This window comes from Alteromonas sp. KUL42 (assembly GCF_006538325.1).
Classification (GTDB): Bacteria; Pseudomonadota; Gammaproteobacteria; order Enterobacterales; family Alteromonadaceae; genus Alteromonas.
The window spans coordinates 39,486-58,539 of sequence record NZ_BJKK01000023.1 but is presented as its reverse complement, the minus strand read 5'-3'; the positions used below and the strand labels follow the sequence as shown (position 1 = coordinate 58,539).

Sequence of the window (19,054 nt, the reverse complement as noted above, 5' to 3'; positions counted from 1 at the left end):
CTGAGCTCCATAATGTCAGCTTTAAGCGTTCTTCTGATTCTTTAACAGCTAGTTGATTCGCCTTTCTTATCTGATATTGTCGGATTATAAAACCCAAAAAGACCAATGCAATTAGTGTGTAAAATACAAGAGCCACTGAATGGAGCCAAGGAGGGCGATTGACAACTATATTAAGATTTCTACTTGGCGACCAGAGCTTTCCAGGCTCCTTAGCTTGAACTTCGAATTGATAATTTCCAAATGAAACATTATTAAATTGAGCGGTCCTTTCAGAGTCATTATATATCCAGTTCTCATCCACATTGGAAAGTTTATAGCGATAGGTTACTTGATTCGGATATACAGGGTTTATAAGCCCAAATGATACACTAAACCTTGATTCGTAGTGTTTAAGTTCAATACTCTCTTTATATGTAATATTTTCTTTAGAAGAAAAAGAGTGAAGAGCTTCTTCACTAAGCTGAGACTTATTTTTATAAGCGTCTGAGCCAAAAATGCTAAATTCATAAAGTTGAGGCCGCAGGGTTGTTGCTCTTTCATTTAAGGAGCTTCTGCTTAATTTAGATATCTTATTAAGCCCTCTATTACCGCCAAAATAAATTACGTCGTCGGAAGTCGCAATGACAGCTCCTTCACCTAACGAGTTGTATTCAAGCTGTGCGTTCGGAATACTTTCCGATTCTTTAAGGGAAGGTAGGTGAACCCTATGAACCCCTGCAGTGTCTGAATACCATATACTATTTTCAATAGCAGTGGTTGAAGTAATGAAGCCACTGTGGTTATTTCTAACTTGCTTGTTTTTTACCGTAAGGCTGTTTCTATCAAACTGCAGGACCCCATCAGATCGTGTAGTCAACCACAAGCCATCGTCAGTTTCGTGGATACCGTAAACAAGTGAATTGATTCCGTTTTGAGAATCTAAAACTCTAACAACGTTACTGCTTCTCAAAGAATATATGATTAGCTTCTCACCGGCTCTGAACCAAATTCTTTGCTGATCGTCTGCGTAGATAGCAAACATTTTGCCATAGTCTTCGCTAATGTTTAGACGCGTTGGAACATTAGATGTTGGGCTTTTGGCGACACTGTTTACATCAACGTAGTGAACCCCACTATCTGATGAACGAAGCCATATCGCGTTTTCAGTTTTAAAAATATGGTCTATGAAAGCACCTTCAAAAAATTGTCTTATTAGCTTAAAGTCGTTTTCTAGCTTTTCGAAAACCAAAAGGCCTGATGAAGTTGCAACCCAAAAAAGTCCGTTACTGTCAATCTCAATATCCCAATATGAAATAGATTCCTTATATGCATTGAATACATCGAAAAAAACTACTTCTCCGGTTTCCTTAGATATCTTACCGATTCCTCTTTGCTGAGATATTAAATAAACACTGCCGTCTTGAGATTCAGCAAATCCCCAAATAGTCGAAAAGTTATCATCGGTATGGCGACTTGAATTATAAACTGGCTGAAAGTGCACAGTAGCGTATTCGGGATGGTATCTAAATGCCCCTTGCCTAAATGTCGCAGCCCAAACCACACCTGTACGGTCTTCCATGACTTTTATTATAATTGCCGAGGGGAGGCCAGTTGCATCATAGGTTTCGGCATTTAAATGCAGGAAATCAGGCTTGAAATCTTGATTGATTTCTTCGGTAACAGCATGAGAAAGTAAAAATAATCCATTATAAGAGCCTATCCAAACATTCTCTCCGACCAAACTTAAGGAAAATGTGTTTATTTCACCATCAATACCGAAGTCTTTATTAGTTAACTCTCTTAATACTTGTCCATTAGAGTTAAGTACTTTAATTCCTTCATTAGTAGCTAACCAATAGTTACCATTGATTACTTTAATGTCGTGGAGAGCTCTAACGTCAACAGAGATACCCCACGGGTTTACTTTTTTGAGATCAAATACATTTGAGTTGGCAGAGTCAATTAGTCTAGCGCCAAACTGGTTAGATCCAACCCAAATACGGCCTGATTCTTCGAAAATAACTTTTATGAAGCTTTCTTCATCAAATACTTGAGAGATGATTGATATTTGTGACTCGTTACGCGTTAGTTTGTAAAGATATTTTCTATCTGCAAATAAAATATCACCGTTTCTTGTCTCGGTTATCGCAGTTACTAGCTCTGTTTTTATTACGGAATTATTCTTATTAAATACTTTGAAGTCGTCTGTTTCTGGTTGATAGAGTGCTAAGCCTGCATGAGTCCCAATCCACAACTTCCCATAAGAATCGACAAAAAGTGTTTGTATATATCCTGAGGGTAATGAATTTGGGTCTACATCACTCGGGTGATATTGTTTGACATCGTATCCAGAATAACGATTTAGACCATTTGATGTCGCTAACCAGATATATCCCATTTCATCTTCCACTAAATCGAGCACAGCAGTGTCTGATAAGCCATGTCTTTTATTCAATTCAGCAAAATGTAGATCAGCCACTTCTATTGCGGCGGCAGGGGAAAGTAATGAGCCCAAGAAGGCACAAATGAGAAGAAAAATTGAATAAATTAGGGTTGAGCGCACCTACACACCTTCTGGAAAATGCCAAGTATTATTTATTGTTCTTAATTTTACCGACCGCATCCCTAACGGTTAGAGAACAAATATGCCCAATTAACGGCATAGCTACAAGGATTTTTTAAGTTAAGCGGAATGATGGTTTACTTCTTAATCAAAGTGTTGCTTATATAGGTATAAGGTTCATTATTAATACTGCTGGTTACTAAGTCCCTGTAACAGTAATATGCAGTCGCTAATGTGATGAGAGTCTGGTTTGTATGAGAAGTGTAGAGCTAAGTCCAGCAAAACATATTTACAAATAATAAGGTATCTTTTTTTAGAACTCAGCGATACTGTTAATTGTTCGCTTCTGCAGAGTAGGTATAGCCTTAAATTTACCACTTGAATACAATACGAGTTCTCCGCATCGCTCTCGTTTAGCCAGTTGATCGGCAAAAGCCTGTATTTCTTCGAAGCTTAGCGTTTTAATGCGCGCAGCAAGTTTACTATTGCGGTTAAACTCTAGGTCTTGCGTACCTAAACTGACCCACAACCGTTGAGATTTCATTGATAAGGTTAAATCTCGTTCTTCTAGTTGCTTAACCAAGTTTTGTTGAATGGTAGGCCAGTAAAAGCGATAAAACTCAATTTCATCTAACTGTTGAAATAGAAATTCTGTTGTAGCATCTAATAGTTGCTTCGGACTGCACTGTGGGCTTTGTATGTAAAAAGCCATTCCTGGATGTTGGTTATGAGGTACGTAACCTGTACCCACGATATAACCCAACTGTTGCTCTGTTCTCAGTGCGTTAAAGAAAGGCGCTGCTAACATCTGCTCAAGTACCATACAAAGTGCAGTATCAGTTAAGCTCGGTGTCGGAGCTTGAAAGTAAAGAACAATCGCAGCGTCGTCGTGATCGCATGTTACTTCGTGATAGAGCGTATCACCAATAGGAAGCTTGGATACGGCTCTAGACAATGGCGCGCCTCCTGCTTTGTCATTTAGTGTACGTATCTTCTCTGCAAAAAACTTAGCTTCTTCACTGGCCCAATTTCCATGCATGAAAGCTTCGATAAAGTAACAGCGGAAAGCAGATTCTCGACATGAGAGCATTTTGTCGTAGTCAATATCTTCAATAATATCGAGTAGCTCAACAGGGGCTTGTGTATTTCTTTGAATCAATACACTTAGCCGCGAAAATAAGCGGTTAGTTGGCTTGTTAAGTAGTGCATTTTGAAGACTTTGAATCTGAAGTGTCTTGTGATGTTCGAAGGCCCGTTCATCTGGAACGTAACTAGTAACAGCATCCAGAAGTTGGCTAGCAAGCAATGTTTGTTGGTTTGTAAAGCCTCGGGTATGAAGTGTAAAGCCCGCTTGATGACCGTATATTCTGTAGTGTAACCCCGCAATTTCTGCTCGATAATACTTCGCTTGTAAATAATCGTTGAGTGCGCCCAACCAAATTCGTTTTGCTGCAACGGCTTCTAAAGTGTCAGAAAAGCTAGTGGCATCAAATGATATATAAATATCACCCTTTGGACTGTGAAACTGCTGATCTTGAGCAAACCAAAAACGATAGTCTCCTGTATCTACAAGCTTATTAGGAATATTGAAACCAGTTTCCGGTAATATTAGCTGATATTCATCACCTAAATAAGGGTTAGGAGGTGGTAGTTTTAAAGCGCTTATCACGTTCGGCGATGAAAAGACATTGAGCAAGTCTTCGTGTATTTTTTCTACACTATATTCCGCTTTGTAAAATGCACAAATTGTGTCGGTTTTTACCTCTTTAGAAATAACTTTTAAACGTAAATTTTTAGGTGTAAAGAAAGACAATGCATGCTCTAGCACTTTTTGATCGTAGCTACCAATGGTCGAACGCAATTGCTTTACTTCCTTCGCTGAGAAAATAAATTGGTGCTGCGCATACTCAGTTACAAGCCCTAAAGGCTTAACACTTTCTTCGTATTCAAGGGCCAATGCGTTTAGCTGTGCTTTCTCCCGGTATCGCCATACTTCATGGGCACCCTCTTTGATTAAATCAATGTAACTAAACAGCGCTTTAACAACCTCGAACTTATTTTTTAATCCGTTACTTGTTAGCTGAAAGCTGACATTGAAATCCTTAAAGCGGTCACCTTCGATACCTGAACCCGCAATGAGGTTCAACGCCCAATCTTTTTGCTTAAGATACGCTAAAAGACTACCTTCACCTTCGTCTCCGATAAGGTGACTAATATAATTGAGCGGCTTGCATTTAAAGTCATTTTGCAATGCTGGAAGTGCAAAGGTCACAATCATCCGTTTTGCACTTTGCAATGGATTAATGTTTATTTGTATGCCCAATTCATTCTGAGTGTACAACGCAGGCCAGTCATCTTGGGCAAGCTCTCCTGTTTCCATTGAACCAAAACACTGGTTTATAAGTGCTTCTAGTTGCAAAGTAGGCATAGGGCTGGCAATGCATAAGCACATGTTACTTCCGCAATAGAATATAGTGTGCATAGTTCTGAGCCTGCGTTTTAATTCGTCTATGGCATGCTCAGAGAATGTGTCACTATTGCCTACAGAAAATTTTGCAAACGGGTGAGAAGGGTTGCAGGTTTCTTTATGAATTTGGTATAGACGTCGAAGGTCGTCTTTTTTCTTAAATTCGAACTCCGAGTGAATATTATTGATTTCTTTTTTTAACGCGTCTTCTTCAAACAGCGGCTGACGCAGCATGTCTGCAAATGCAGGCAATGTTTGTGCTATGGCATCGCTAGAGCAATGATAGTGATAATTGGCATATTCAGTACCCGTCCACGCGTTCAGCGAGCCACCGTGTTGTTCTATAAAATGGTTTATCGCATTGGGTTTTGGTAAGTGACGACTGCCCATAAAGAGCATATGCTCAAGTAAATGAGCCAAACCTTGGCAGTCATCTGGATCGTAAAAATGACCGGCTCTTACCGACATGGAAACAAACGATTCCGTTGCTGAGGGAGTGTGGCATAACATTGCACGCATGCCATTGGGCAAAATTATATGATGTGCATTTTCGAAGTTTATGGAGTTACTCACGTTTTCTCAATTTAATTAGGAACGTTTGCTTTGTTAACGCTCGTATAGTTGAAGTTAATAAAACAAGCAATAATGTACGAAAATTCTCACTATTCTTCGTTTTGCGCTAGTTGTTCTTACACCACTCTGATATCGTTACGCTACTTTCATTAATACTATGCGCATTGTTATGTCAGGTCAAAGTAGCAACGACGACATTTATCTTTTTGTTATGCGACACGGTGAGGCGGAATCGCCACGTGTAGATGATAAAAGCAGGCAGCTCACTCCTATGGGCAGGCAACAAGCCGCGAATGCCGCAATTTGGCTCAAAGAGCATTATTGTACAAATGGAAGTGTAGATTTAGCGTTAGTTAGCCCTTATCGACGAGCAAAGCAGACACACGACGTAGTTTCTGCCGACATTGTCGCTGAGAAAGTTGAAAGCAACGAAGACATTGTTCCCGAGGGCTCTCCAAAGTTGGTCAGTGACTACATTGATGCGCGAATCCATTCTGCGACCAATGGCAAAAAGCCAATTCGAAGTTTATTGGTCGTCAGTCATATGCCTTTTGTAAGTTACCTCGTCGACGAGCTTTGCCATACCTATACAACCAGTTTGTTCTCAACGGCATCAATTGCAGTCATCCAGTACTCACTAAGCCAACACAAAGGTCGATTAGTTACCCACTACCAAGGCCTTTAGCACTCCTTCGATAAAAATCATTATTTCGCGAAAAAATTCGTTAAGTATGTAGAAGTGCGGCCGATAGATCTCTCTGAGAGTGTCAGAGTTTATTCTATTGAAGGGTTGGGAAATGGACAGCAAATCTATTCCTGAACTCCTTAAGCGTTCACTGCAATCGCATTTAGCGGAGGCTGATATACGTGAAGATGAGGAGACGCAGGATATCATTGCTAAGTTATCTGTTTTGTCAGATAAAGTAGCTGCGGCGAAAGCTAGAGCGCTTGCTAATAGAGCACAGCGCCTAGCTGAAAAGAATTAATGTCGTAAATTACAGTAAAGAAAGGTTTATTAACTAACTTTGTCGTTGCCTGAATCTCTTGGGGCAACATAATATTCCGGCATAATTCTAACCGTTTTAATCATGTTCTCCGTAATATCAACAATTTCAAGTGGATAACCAGCCAAACGAACACTGATCTTGTTTTCAGGAATATCTTCCAAATATTCCAATAATAGACCGTTTAGGGTTTTCGGTCCTTCGGTAGGTAAATTCCAATCCATCTCTTTATTTAGCTCTCGTACGTTGGCACTTCCGTCAACGAGTACTGAACCATCCTGTTGTACGTGGGCTTCTTTGCTATGATCAGGCACCATACTTGTTGTAAAGTCACCGATGATCTCTTCCAGAATGTCTTCAAGGGTTACTAAGCCCATGATGTCACCATACTCATCAACCACTAATGCAATACGTTCCTTTTCTGCTTGAAACTTGTACATGAGTGTATGAAGAGGTGTGGATTCTGGTGTGTAATAAATTTCTCTTACTGCACGTAGCAAACTTGATTTAGTGAATTGATCTTTAGATAGCAGTCTAAGTGCATCGCGCACGTGAACAAACCCTACCGCATCATCAATACTGTCACGGTAAAGTAATACTCTGGTGTGTTGTGCATGTGTTAGTGACTTTTGAATTTTTTTCCAATCATCATTGATGTCGATAGCAAAAATCTCTGCTCTTGGCACCATGATGTCTTCGGCTGTAACGCTCTCTAAGTCAAGAATGCTCACCAGCATATCTTGGTGCTTTTTGGGGATCATGGTTCCCGCTTCATACACTACAGTGCGCAATTCTTCGCGGCTCAATGAGTCATCACTACCACTAGATGGGCTAATGCGAAGTAGTGTCAAAATACCGTTGGTTATACCGTTAATTGCTGCAACAAAAGGGTAAAGTAACGTCAAGAGTGGAAGTAGAATAAGCGAGCTTGGGAAAGCGACTTTTTCAGGGTAAAGCGCAGCCAAAGTTTTGGGTGTGACTTCAGCAAAAATGAGTAGAACGAGTGTTAATCCAAATGTGGCGGCAAAGAGCCCCCAATAGTCACCGAACAATCTTATACAAAGAATAGTTGCTAAGGATGACGCTGCAATATTAACTAAGTTATTGCCAATGAGGATTAAACCTATTAGGCGGTCTGGTCTATCGAGAAGTTTTGCAACGCGAATAGCTGAGCGGTTGCCTTCACTTTGAAGGTGTTTAAGTCGATAGCGGTTAATCGACATCATTCCAGTTTCAGAACTGGAAAAATACGCAGATAATAATATGAGTACGCCGAGTGCGATAAACAGCGTACTCGTTGATATGTCGTCCAAGTAATGGGTTCCTGTCTTTATCTAGGGTTCAAATGTAGTAATTTGAGGTCGCGGTTTCAAGCTAAAATTGCCGATATAAACCTAATTGCTTAGAAAACAACAAATATCAATCTATAGTATTAACGCAATTCATGCATTTGGCGTGATATTAGAGAATAAGCTCGCGTACGAGTTTACTGCCAAAATATGCCAGCGACAGTAACACAACGCCAAGTACAGTAAGTGAGATAACTTGTTTGCCTCGCCAACCTCTCAATTTCTGTCCTACTAGCAGTATTAAGAAAACCACTAACGCGGCTATCGATAATACCGTTTTGTGTGCGTAGGTTTTGTTGAACATGTTGTCGAGGAAGAAGTATCCACTAACGAGAGAAACAGTGAGAAGTGCGGTCCCCACCAAGAGCAATTTAAACAATATACGTTCTACAAGCATTAAGGGCGGCAGGGATGAATGAAGAAGCGCTGCGCCTTTTTGCTTAAGTCGATAGGTAATGTAGGACATTTGTAATGCATAGAGAAACGCAATGACCAATGTACAGTAGGCGAACAACGATAGACTTATGTGCACTACCAAACCGGGTTGCAGTTCAATATGCATAATATAAGACACCGGAATAAAGGTAGACGCTAATATCGTAAAGCTGGCAAATCCAAATACTACGGGCAGTAAAATGAGGTTGGGTATTGTTCTGGCGAAAACAAGCATTGAAATAGTGATGATCCAAGAAACTAATGATAATACATTGGTCACACTCATATCTTGCCCCGGGGCTACCATAATGACATTGGTTAAAAATGCCAAATGAGCAATTGCACCGATGCTAGCGAGCGATAAGCCGAGTCGCTTGTTGGGTCCATCTTGATGAACAAATTTGCCAATGAGTACCGCAGCTGCGAAGGCATATAAAAGTGCAGCAAATATGGCGAAAAGGGTGATCATGTTGCTTCCTGTAATGCATAGGCGATAACGTTCGCCGTTGAGTCGGTATTGATACTGCAACTTGCAAGGAAATTCAACCATCTCCTTGATTTTGTTTGTTTCGCCTTTATCTCTTGATGCAAGGCAAAAGGTTGCTATTTATCGTGTGACACAGATGGACTAAATTCGAAATTTAACGCATTTGCGGGTACGTTACACAGCCCTTTTAAGATACAATATGGGCATTACGTCTGAAATCAAAAGAAGTTTCATACTATGTTTGAGAATTTATCAGAACGCTTGGGCCAGACATTACGCAATGTCAGCGGGAAAGGGCGTCTTACAGAAGATAATATAAAAGAAACGCTACGCGAAGTGCGTATGGCGTTACTTGAAGCCGATGTTGCTTTACCTGTGGTCAAAGCATTTGTCGCTCAAGTTAAAGAGCGTGCAGTTGGTACTGAAGTAACGAAAAGCCTTAAACCGGGCCAAGTCTTCATAAAAATAGTGCAGTCTGAGCTAGAGTCGGTGATGGGGGAGGCTAACGAGAAGCTGAACCTTGCAACTCAGCCTCCTGCCGTTGTTTTAATGGCTGGTCTTCAAGGTGCGGGTAAAACTACCTCTGTCGGTAAGCTTGCTAAATTCCTTACTGAACGAGAGAAGAAGAAAGTAATGGTAGTCAGTGCCGACGTTTATCGTCCGGCGGCTATCAAGCAGCTTGAAACCTTAGCCGGTGAAGTGAATGTTGCGTTTCATCCTTCAACCATTTTGCAAAAGCCCATCGATATTGTTAATGATGCAATCGCAGAAGCGAAGAAGCACTTTTTTGATGTATTGCTGGTAGATACAGCCGGCCGTTTGCATGTTGATAATGACATGATGGACGAAATTAAAGAGTTGCATGCAGCAGTAAAACCAATAGAGACATTGTTCGTGGTCGACGCCATGACGGGTCAGGATGCAGCTAACACCGCCAAAGCATTTAACGACGCGTTGCCACTGACCGGTGTTGTTCTGACCAAAGCTGATGGTGATGCCCGTGGCGGTGCTGCACTTTCAGTTCGTCATATTACTGGTAAACCAATCAAGTTCATTGGTATGGGGGAGAAGGTTGATGCACTAGAACCTTTCCACCCAGAGCGTATTGCTTCTCGTATACTAGGTATGGGCGATGTGCTTAGCCTTATCGAGGAAGTAGAGCGCAAAGTCGATAAGTCAAAAGCGGAAAAACTGGCGAAGAAAGTTCAAAAAGGTAAGGGCTTCGACCTTCAAGACTTTAAAGATCAACTTGAGCAAATGAAGAACATGGGCGGCATGATGGGGATGCTTGATAAGCTACCTGGCATGGGCGGTATGTCTGACAAGATAAAAGATCAGGCAAATGATAAACAGTTCAATCAGATGGAAGCTATTATCAACTCGATGACACCTGCTGAACGTGCTCGTCCGGAGATCATTAAAGGCTCTCGCAAGCGTCGTATTGCCGCAGGCTCGGGTACGCAAATTCAAGATGTTAACCGCCTTTTGAAGCAGTTTACGCAGATGCAAAAAATGATGAAGAAAATGTCTGGTGGCGGTATGAAGAAAATGATGCGCCAGATGAAAGGTATGATGCCTCCTGGTGGCGGTTTCGGAGGTCCAGGTGGACCGGGCGGCCCTGGTGGATTTGGCGGCGGTTTTCCTCCGCGATAAACCCCCTTACATTGATATGATTATTAGAAAAACCTCAACAATTAAAGCGTTGAGGTTTTTTTTGCATCCAATTTTGTAACTTGCGCGTTTGGCTTGTGAGAACTGGACGTCAATAGCATGGCGTCTCTTTTACAACAATGTGTAAGGAACGGAATATGCGAAACATAAATACATCACACAAAAACGTCAGGTTGTCATTGTTGACTGCAGCACTGCTTTTGTCGTTGTCAGCTTGTAATGGTGATGATGGCGCTGATGGAACCAATGGCATGGATGGCGCTCCAGGAAGTCCGGGAGAGCCAGGAACTCCTGGACAAGATGGCTCGCCTGGTTTTGCGAGTGCTTCTTTTTTTATTGCTAATAATGGCGATGTTAATCGCAACACCGTTTCTACCGTCGACCAGAATGCGAATGAACTTGCAAGAGTTATGACGGGAGCAAACGAAGGGTTGGTATATACTCAATCAGGAAGGTTAGTACAGGCTGGCGATAGTGATATGCCTGTATTACGTTCACTGTGTAATTTTGATGGAACATCAGATTACTCGATGTATGCAGGACACCAGATCACGGGGGCAAATACCGGTTTGGTCAATCCTAAAGGAATTGGCTTTGCACAAACGTCGGGATTAGTTATGGTTGCTGATTTTAATGGCCAAAAGGTGAGTGTCTTCGGAGGACAAGCCGCTGGAAATGTTGAGCCTATTGCGGAATTGGTGCTAACAGCCAAGCCGTGGGATCTTGCCTATGAAGAAAATACCGATAGATTATTTGTGGCCCTAACCGACGGCACTCTCGCTGTTTACGATGACTTTGCTGCAAGTGATTTTGCTCCTGCTGTAATGCGCTTGGTTGTACCTTCTGATTCAGAGGGTAATCAACTATCAGTTAACCTTCATGGTATTGTTTATGATGCAAAATCAAACCGCGTTGTTTTGTCAGATGTCGGCGATGCTGCAGTGGCGGATGACGGACAGCTCTTTGTCATTGAAAATGCGTCTAGTGCCGATGGAGCAACAGTGCCGTCCAGAATGATTGGTGGCGATGCTTCTTTATTAGGAAATCCTGTAGATATCGCACTTACTGGCACGGATTTACGTGTTGCTGAAAAATCGAATGACGCGATTTTGGTTTTTTCCAATATATTTAATGGCGAGAACGGAAACATAGCCCCAACGCTAGTAACTTCAACAATCAAGCCTGAGTCCATTGCTGAATTTACTGAGCTGACGACATGGAGGGATGCATCAGATAACGGTATTACCACTACCCCGATAATGGGAGTGGCAGTATCGAGCAACCCATCGTCACAAACTGCTACGACAGGTCAGGTCGCACAGTATAGTGCCACATTATCAAGTCAACTTAATACATTCGACAGTGGTATCAGTATTGAGAGTGCTGCGTATCTTACGTCGGGTGATGGTGTGATAACCTTTGATGATCCCGCCACATCGACAGGTGGGCTATTAGTAATTAATAGATTAAAAGGTTCACGTGGTAACATTCCCTTCGATACCCGTTATGATCATGTTATTGCTGGGGATAATACAGGGCTTATCGCCCCAAAAGGACTCGATGTGCACTCTGAAAGTGGTCTTGTGTTTGTTGCCGATGTGAATGAAACAACACCAGCCATCAGAGTATTCTCTCCATGTTCGTCGGGCAATGTTGCACCGCTACTGTCGCTTGAAGCGTCAAATGGTGCTCGCCCATGGGACGTAGATTATGACCCCACAACTGACACTGCCTATGCAGCATTGACCAATGGTAGTGTGGCTGTGTTTGACGAAGTCCTCAGAAAAATGGAAAGTGGCGAGACGGTACTTACTGGTGAAGATAGACTAATAATACCTGCGATGAATGGTATGGCATTTACCGCTCCTACCAACATCCACGGTATAGACTATGACTCGCAGAGTGATAGTTTAGTAATATCTGATGTGGGTAGTGCCAGCGACGCCACAGATGGTAAACTTTATGTTATTGGTAGCGCGAAAATGGCTGATGGTATAACCGATGTATTGGTTAACATTGCAGGGCCTAACTCAATGTTAGGGAACCCTGTGGATTTGATGATGACAAATGGCAATGTTTACATCGCAGAAAAGTCTAACGGGCTAATCATGCGATTCGACAATATTTTAAATTCTCCATCGGGTGATATTAGCCCTGACTTTAGTATGGCGTATCCGGCGCCGGAATCTATATCAATATTACCTATTTACTAAAGGTTTCTGCACTTTTATTTTGTGCGAAGAAATCGTCCCTCTAGAGCGGGGTTAAAGCTTTAAAAGGCGAGTATAAAAGCGTACTCGCCTTTTTTGTGTTCATTTAGTTTGCTTTGTGTTCAAGAAAATTGGCAGCATCTGTGCAAAGTCGACATTTCGTAATACACTGACCAGCTCAATTCGAACCGCGTGTAAACATGTTTGGTGACTTCATATAAAAAACGTCATTGGCTGTTTAACATTACACGGTATGAAAATTATGCACATATTTCTTACGTTGTTTTATGAGTTCAAGGCGAGCTCTGGCAGCGTTTTAATTGATACAGGAACACTATGGCAGGCTTAAAACGAATAATTCTTATAGACACGCATTTGCCAGGCGTAGTCGAGCTAAAGCTTGATGGACACACCAACATTTGTGGTACAAATGCGTCGGGTAAAACTACCCTACAGCGACTTATTCCCGTTTTTTATGGTGAGTACCCAAGCCGTGTTGTACCTGCTACTCGCGATAGTTTTGAGCGTTGGTACTTGCCTCGCCAATCGAGTTTTATCATTTATGAATATACCCGCGCAGAAGGTGACTTGTGTCAGGCCGTATTAACGTCTAACGGCACAGGAGTAAATTATCGTTTAGTTGGCAAACCTTTTGATATCAGTGACTATTTGATTGAACAAAAAAGTGGTAAGCACGCCAGTGTGAGTAGCGCCGAATTGGCTCGCGCAATGAAGCGCAATAACATCATGGTAACTAGTTTACTAAATACTAAGGATTTTCGCGCAATAATTCAAAACGACCACGGTGTATTGAATCAAACCAATAATGCACGTGAACTTTTAGGATACGCAAAGATTTTCAGTTTGTGCGAGCCATCTAAGCACATGCGCCACATCGAGAAACTGGCAAAAGCCGTACACTCGAAAGAAGGCAAAATGGAAACCATCAAAGCGATGATTGCGGCCATCCTAGAAGAAGATGGTGTTACGCCGCCAACATCGGGGCTAAGTCGTAATCGCGTAGATGACTGGATTAAAGAATGTCATCTTATTAAACAGTTCGACAAGATCCGCCCTGAATTCTCAAAGCTTGAACAAGCAGATATGGCGTTGACCAGTGCAGAGCAAGTACTTGCTAACTTGAAGCACAGCTTCGAACTAGACAAAACCTATTTGGCTGCGCGAATTGAAACGACAAAAAATGAATTGGATGAAAATAGCTTTCAGCGCAAGCAGACTGATAGCGAATGGGCTGATACGCGGGATCACCTAAACCAAGTCATATCGTCAGCGCGCGCTGATGTTGAAAAATACACCACTGAGCTTGATACAGTCGAGCGCGAGTTCGACAAGTGGCAAGATGAAAATATTGAGCAGCTAAAAGAAGACGTTGCAAACTTATCACAATGGCAAAATGAAAAATCCCTTGCCGACAGCCGATATGTGTTACTCACCGAAAAACACCAAGATATTGAATCAGCATACAACAAGCGATTAGCTGAGTTAGGTGAGAAGCTCTCTATTACGCTAGAAGAATTATCCGGCGCACGACAAGAAGCCGCCGAAAACAAAGCTGAACAACAGCAAAATGAACGAGAAGCTTTGCGCCGCATCAGTGATGACTACAACGGCCAATTAAGTGCTCTTCAAGCGGATTATCAAGGCAATATCAATGCACTTAAAGTGGCTGAAGCCGAGTTAAAAGCTTCTTTGAGTAACGCAGGTTATAACGAGTTTGAACAATCGCAATTAGATATCCTCGATGCTGCTATAAAAGAAGCATCGATTAATGAAGATACTGCGCGTTCAGAATTAAGAGTTGCACAGAAGTCTCACACAAAAGCTATTGAATATCGCAAAGACTGCTCGAATGCACTGGACAAAGCGCGTCTCGCGTTCCAACAAGAAGAAAAAGCTGTTTCTAAAATAAATGGTTTGTTGTATCCGGGTGAAGGTTCTTTGCTTGAGTTTTTGAGAGCGAATATTGATGATTGGGAACTGTCCTTAGGTAAAGTAATTCGACCAGAATTGCTAGAGCGAACCGACCTTGCACCTGAAAAAGGTAGTGTCAGTGACGCATTCATGGGCGTTAAATTATCCCTGTCTGAGCTGGATACGCCAGACTATGCACTTACCGAACAGGCGTTAAAGCAACAACTACAAGAAGCAGAGGTTCGTCAGGCGGCGGCCTTAGCTGCACAGAATGAATGTGAGCAACGTCTGGCTAAGGCCAATGAAGATGTGCGCAATGCTGAGTTAGTGGTTACGCAGAAAGAAAATACAGTAAAAAGTGCCGAAGCAAGTAGAAAGCGTGCACAGCAAGACCGCGACACAGTACTTAGCGAATATCAACAAGCGTTATCGGGCCGTAAACAAAAAGCGAAAGCGAAGTTAGAGGCTAATCAGCAATCGCAAAATCAAGCTAAAGCGCAGTTTGAACTAAGCCGTGACGAAATTAAAGATCAGCAGCGTGAAGCAGAAACGGAGCACAAGTTCCATTGGCAGCAGCTTATTGCCGACAGTGAAGCGCGTATTTCGCAGCTTGATACCGATATGCGAAAGGCAAAAGATAACGCAGCAAAAGATCGCAAGGACATGCAAGATTGGCTTGAAAGCGAGCTTAACAATCGCGGTGTAGACGTTGATGAAATAGGGCAACTTAAGAAGAAAATTAACGCGCTTAAAGACAGCATAAGTCGCACGGAATTACACCGTCACAAAGTGGCCGATTACGAGCGTTGGTACACCAATGTATTCACCAAACAGAAGGTGGTATGGCAAGAAGGTTTGTCAAAGTCACGTAAGTTGTTAGGGGAGTCTGAGCGCAATCTAGCCAGTAAGCAAAGTACCTATAAAGCAACCCGCGAACAGCTACAAGAACAACAAGTCCAGTTAGAGGCCGTGTATAAAACGGCTGGTGAGTATGCTGAGCAGGTTAAAACCTTAAGCAAAACCTTGGCTAAACTTACGTTGCATGCTGCTGATGAAACTGCCGATATAAAACATGACGATGTCAGTATAGGGCAGCGCATTTCTGAAGTGCAAAGTCAACTTCAAGAGCGAGATAACCTGTTAAGCGATATTCGCGCTTATGTTGAGCGTTTCGACCAACTCATTGCTGCTCAAGCGGGGACTGGACTATCTGACACGTGGGAGCGTGCTCGCGAAGAATGTGCAACGTTAAATGCCCATGGCGTGAAAAGTTTTGACCATCGTCGGATGGTATCTCACCTTGCTCAACTGCTTAATGTAATTGTTCCGCAAAAGCTGCAGGGCTTACGTGAACAAGGCCGCATTTTTGGCGCTGACCTTTCTCAGTACTATTTTGTACTTGCCGACATTGATAAACGCATTGTGTCGCAAAGTCGCAGAATTACTCAAGAAGTCGATGGTGAGCTGTTCCTTGATGGTGTGTCAGATTCTGCGGTTAAAATCCGCTCGCGGATCAGCGAATTGGAGTTCTGGCCAGAATTGGAGCAGTTCAGAAAGCTCTATGAACACTGGATGGAAGCGGGCGCCAACGAATTACCAGAAGAAGAGTATGGGCTTAGTATGCGCCGTGTTCTGGATATTCTTGGTCGCGCTGCACTAACCGGTGGTATCAGCAAACTTCTGGACATCGAACTTCACCTTCGCGAAGGCAACAGTGATTTAGTCATACGCACCGACCGTCAACTTAATGAATCATCCAGTCATGGTATGGCTTACCTTATTTTGTGTAAATTTCTTTTGGCTTTCACCCGTTTGTTACGCGGTGACGCTGAGGCGACAGTGCATTGGCCCATTGACGAACTAGGCACGCTTCACCAAAGTAATGTGAAGAAAATTTTTGACGCTTGTCAGAATAATAATATCAGTGTGGTGGGGGCGTTCCCTAACCCTGAGTCAGAAGTGCTAACGTTATTTGAAAATCGTTACCTCATCGATAAGGTAACCCGACAACTGCAAGTCGTGCAGCCAAAAGCGAGTGCCATTGCCGCGCGTATCCAAGCGAGAAAAAGTAGTGAAGTTGTAAGTGAGGAGACGTCAATATGATGACTGAACAAGGCCGTGTGCTAAGTGCATTATTGCAAGGTGCGTTTATATGTCAGATTACCGACGAAGAAGCGTGGCGATTCTTAAAAAGCCGCGATAATGCAGCCCAATTGGAGCCGCACTTAGCACTGCTAAACCGCACGCTGTCGACAACGGCAGAGGGCGACGTGTTTTTTGCCAGTTACCTCTCCATTGGTGAGCCTGAGCGAAAGATACTGACTCAGCAGTTTCAGGACACGACTTCTAATTTAGTACCATTGGTGGAATGGCTCTTGTTAGTGCAACAAGCCAACGAATCGGATATGCCGATCACCATGGGCAGCGCAATTCGTTTAAATGAGTTGCAAACCACCATTGAAGACACACCTGCCTATGCAGAACAGCTAGAAAAAATATCGCGGTATCGCATGTTTGGCTCTACCAGTGTTAATTTAGATGGCCAGTTAAAGCAAGTATTTAAACGGCTTACAGAGTTGGGCTATTTGATGAAACCTAACCCAGATAAACAAATTTATTTAGGTACAGGGAAAATAGAACACCTTTATGAAATGTTACGCTTCATTGATGAAACCGAAGCCTTGAGTTTATCGGAACAAGCAGAAGCTGCTATTGCTCAGGGTAGCTTGATATGAGTCAGGTTTTGATTCAAGCCGGCACTAAATTACTCAATGCGTTGGGCCGGCATAGTGAACTTATCATGCAAGCCTATATTAACGGGTCGGTCACCGAGCGAGAGCACAGCCCTAAAGTACTTGAACAGCTAGTGCAGTTAGGCGTGTTATGGCGTCCTGAAGCGCAAAGTGAGTTGCGTTTGAAAAGCGCTGTCAGAACCTTGCTTGAAGGCAGTTTGCAAGACGAGCGAAATCGTACGATAAATGCCAATATTGGGGCATCGCTGGCCAGCCTTAAAACCCTAACGGAACACTACAAAGAAGCACTCCATTACAATAAATACAATGAAGCTGCGGCCCACATGGGGGATTTGACAGAACACGTTTATCAACTGTCAGAGTCACTCAGCAACAGTGTAAGGGTTATGTTTGGTCGCATTAATAATGAGTTCGGATATGTATCTTCAGTTGAAGCAAAAATACGTGAAAATGAGTTGGCCCAAGGCCAAGTTACAGATCTGCTTTCTCAGTTGGAGTGTTTCCGCTTTGACGAACTCAGTGAACTAGCAGGCTCTAACCGCGAGCTTCGTCACTTGCTTGTGGTGTCGCTGCAACAACGCTTTGCTAAAGCAGCACAAGAACTGTCGGTCGTTCAAGCTAGATTACTTGATTTGCTAGGGCGCTTTCGAGAGTTTCAAGGGCGAACGCGTTTGCTAAAAGGTTTCTTACTTCATGTCGAGCAGCAACCTGATTTCGCGCCGGGCAATTACGCAAATCTCACTCACGTTCCTGTGCTATTCAATAGCACCCAATCTATTATTGCTCCGGCTGCGCCAGATGTGAATAACGTCGAACAAGAGGTGGAATATCAGCAGATAGTGGCATCGCTACATCATGTCCACAAGCGGCAAACAAAACATGAAAATACCAAACCTGTTGATATTGATGTTACAGAACAATCAACGGTATCGCTTGAAAAAGACCCGTTACAACAAGCAGTAGAAGCCTATTTCTGTGATGTTATTGATTCAGGACAACCGAAAACAGCGCTAGACTACTTTGAAGAGCATGCTCTTGGGTTCGATCCAGAAGTATGGATTTACCAAGTGATCGGTGGATACCAAGCACTTGATGAACAAGATAAGCAGTTTTTCGCACTAGAGCCTCACGGCAGTAACGATAAAGTGTATACAGGTAACTTCTATATAAACGACATTACTTTGGGGTTACGCTAGTCCTTTTCGCTTCCTCAGTACCTGTATCACGGACTACATCAGGATGCCCACTGTTGCGCTGATTTATATCAAGCGCTATGGCATCCATGATGTTGTCTTTACTATTATTGTATCGACTATATACCGAACATATTCTATTCGCTCATTTGAATGAATATCCGCGCCTACAACGCCATTCCTATTGCCTAAACCTGCCGATGCAATACTTCTTGTCCAAATTCAAGGTATACCTGTTTACAGGAAAGTACTCTTAAAAGAGTGCCACTCAAACTCAGTTAATGAGTCTTTTAGGGAAATACATTTTTTTAACAATTGTGTCCTTAAATGAAACTTTCGGCTACTACTAAATGTCATAGTTGGTGACGTTAGGCTTGGTTTTTACTCTCTTTCAACTATAATAATGTCAAGTGTTAATGCTTTGTAAATTTTGTATTG

At 42.5% G+C, this 19,054-nt stretch carries 11 protein-coding genes; 7 read left to right on the top strand and 4 right to left on the bottom strand.

Translation table 11 applies throughout. The features are described 5' to 3' along the window. A partial coding sequence (locus EYR97_RS20215; RefSeq protein ID WP_278186759.1) for a two-component regulator propeller domain-containing protein occupies positions 1–2,542 on the bottom strand: 2,542 nt, incomplete at its 3' end. Positions 2,543–2,855: 313 nt separating this feature from the next. After that, complete coding sequence (locus EYR97_RS20210) at positions 2,856–5,582, bottom strand: insulinase family protein (RefSeq protein ID WP_131095567.1); 2,727 nt, start codon at positions 5,580–5,582, stop codon at positions 2,856–2,858. A 169-nt stretch (positions 5,583–5,751) separates the two neighbouring features. On the opposite strand from EYR97_RS20210, the gene sixA reads away from it, so the two are divergent. After that, positions 5,752–6,267, top strand: coding sequence for a phosphohistidine phosphatase SixA (gene sixA, locus EYR97_RS20205; RefSeq protein WP_242635139.1), 516 nt, complete (start codon positions 5,752–5,754; stop codon positions 6,265–6,267). Positions 6,268–6,379: 112 nt separating this feature from the next. Continuing rightward, the gene (locus tag EYR97_RS20200) at positions 6,380–6,568 is read left to right on the top strand and encodes a hypothetical protein (RefSeq protein WP_131095565.1); all 189 of its coding nucleotides are present in this window, start codon (positions 6,380–6,382) and stop codon (positions 6,566–6,568) included. Between the two features lie 29 nt (positions 6,569–6,597). Here the strand turns inward: EYR97_RS20200 and EYR97_RS20195 are convergent, their stop codons facing one another. Beyond that, positions 6,598–7,899 carry an HlyC/CorC family transporter gene (locus tag EYR97_RS20195; RefSeq protein WP_131095564.1) on the bottom strand — a complete coding sequence of 434 codons (1,302 nt, stop codon included), beginning with the start codon at positions 7,897–7,899 and terminating at the stop codon, positions 6,598–6,600. A gap of 148 nt (positions 7,900–8,047) precedes the next feature. Next, positions 8,048–8,839 (bottom strand): inner membrane protein YpjD, encoded by a 792-nt coding sequence (locus EYR97_RS20190; protein ID WP_131095563.1) that lies wholly within the window; start codon positions 8,837–8,839, stop codon positions 8,048–8,050. A 255-nt stretch (positions 8,840–9,094) separates the two neighbouring features. Between EYR97_RS20190 and ffh the strand changes: the two genes are divergently transcribed. The 5 genes from ffh (at position 9,095) to EYR97_RS20165 (ending at position 18,619) form a co-directional block, all read left to right on the top strand. Further along, complete coding sequence (gene ffh, locus EYR97_RS20185) at positions 9,095–10,510, top strand: signal recognition particle protein (RefSeq protein ID WP_131095562.1); 1,416 nt, start codon at positions 9,095–9,097, stop codon at positions 10,508–10,510. 155 nt (positions 10,511–10,665) lie between these two features. After that, entirely contained in the window at positions 10,666–12,741 is a 2,076-nt protein-coding gene (locus tag EYR97_RS20180) for a collagen-like protein (RefSeq protein ID WP_131095561.1), read from the top strand. A gap of 333 nt (positions 12,742–13,074) precedes the next feature. Next, a complete protein-coding gene (locus tag EYR97_RS20175; RefSeq protein WP_131095560.1) occupies positions 13,075–16,773 on the top strand; it encodes an ATP-binding protein in 3,699 nt (1,232 codons plus the stop codon). Next, a complete protein-coding gene (locus EYR97_RS20170; RefSeq protein ID WP_131095559.1) occupies positions 16,770–17,405 on the top strand; it encodes a condensin complex protein MksE in 636 nt (211 codons plus the stop codon). The genes EYR97_RS20175 and EYR97_RS20170 overlap by 4 nt, the downstream gene beginning before the upstream one ends. Further along, a complete protein-coding gene (locus EYR97_RS20165) occupies positions 17,402–18,619 on the top strand; it encodes a phosphoenolpyruvate carboxylase (RefSeq protein ID WP_131095558.1) in 1,218 nt (405 codons plus the stop codon). The genes EYR97_RS20170 and EYR97_RS20165 overlap by 4 nt, the downstream gene beginning before the upstream one ends. Positions 18,620–19,054 lie beyond the last annotated feature (435 nt).

What these genes read in the sequence shown, in the direction of transcription:
- sixA (WP_242635139.1), top strand. Translation starts at nt 5,752, where the DNA reads ATGTCAGGTCAAAGTAGCAACGACGACATTTATCTTTTTGTTATGCGA.
- EYR97_RS20200 (WP_131095565.1), top strand. Translation starts at nt 6,380, where the DNA reads ATGGACAGCAAATCTATTCCTGAACTCCTTAAGCGTTCACTGCAATCG.
- EYR97_RS20190 (WP_131095563.1), bottom strand. Translation starts at nt 8,839, where the DNA reads ATGATCACCCTTTTCGCCATATTTGCTGCACTTTTATATGCCTTCGCA.
- ffh (WP_131095562.1), top strand. Translation starts at nt 9,095, where the DNA reads ATGTTTGAGAATTTATCAGAACGCTTGGGCCAGACATTACGCAATGTC.
- EYR97_RS20180 (WP_131095561.1), top strand. Translation starts at nt 10,666, where the DNA reads ATGCGAAACATAAATACATCACACAAAAACGTCAGGTTGTCATTGTTG.
- EYR97_RS20175 (WP_131095560.1), top strand. Translation starts at nt 13,075, where the DNA reads ATGGCAGGCTTAAAACGAATAATTCTTATAGACACGCATTTGCCAGGC.
- EYR97_RS20170 (WP_131095559.1), top strand. Translation starts at nt 16,770, where the DNA reads ATGATGACTGAACAAGGCCGTGTGCTAAGTGCATTATTGCAAGGTGCG.
- EYR97_RS20165 (WP_131095558.1), top strand. Translation starts at nt 17,402, where the DNA reads ATGAGTCAGGTTTTGATTCAAGCCGGCACTAAATTACTCAATGCGTTG.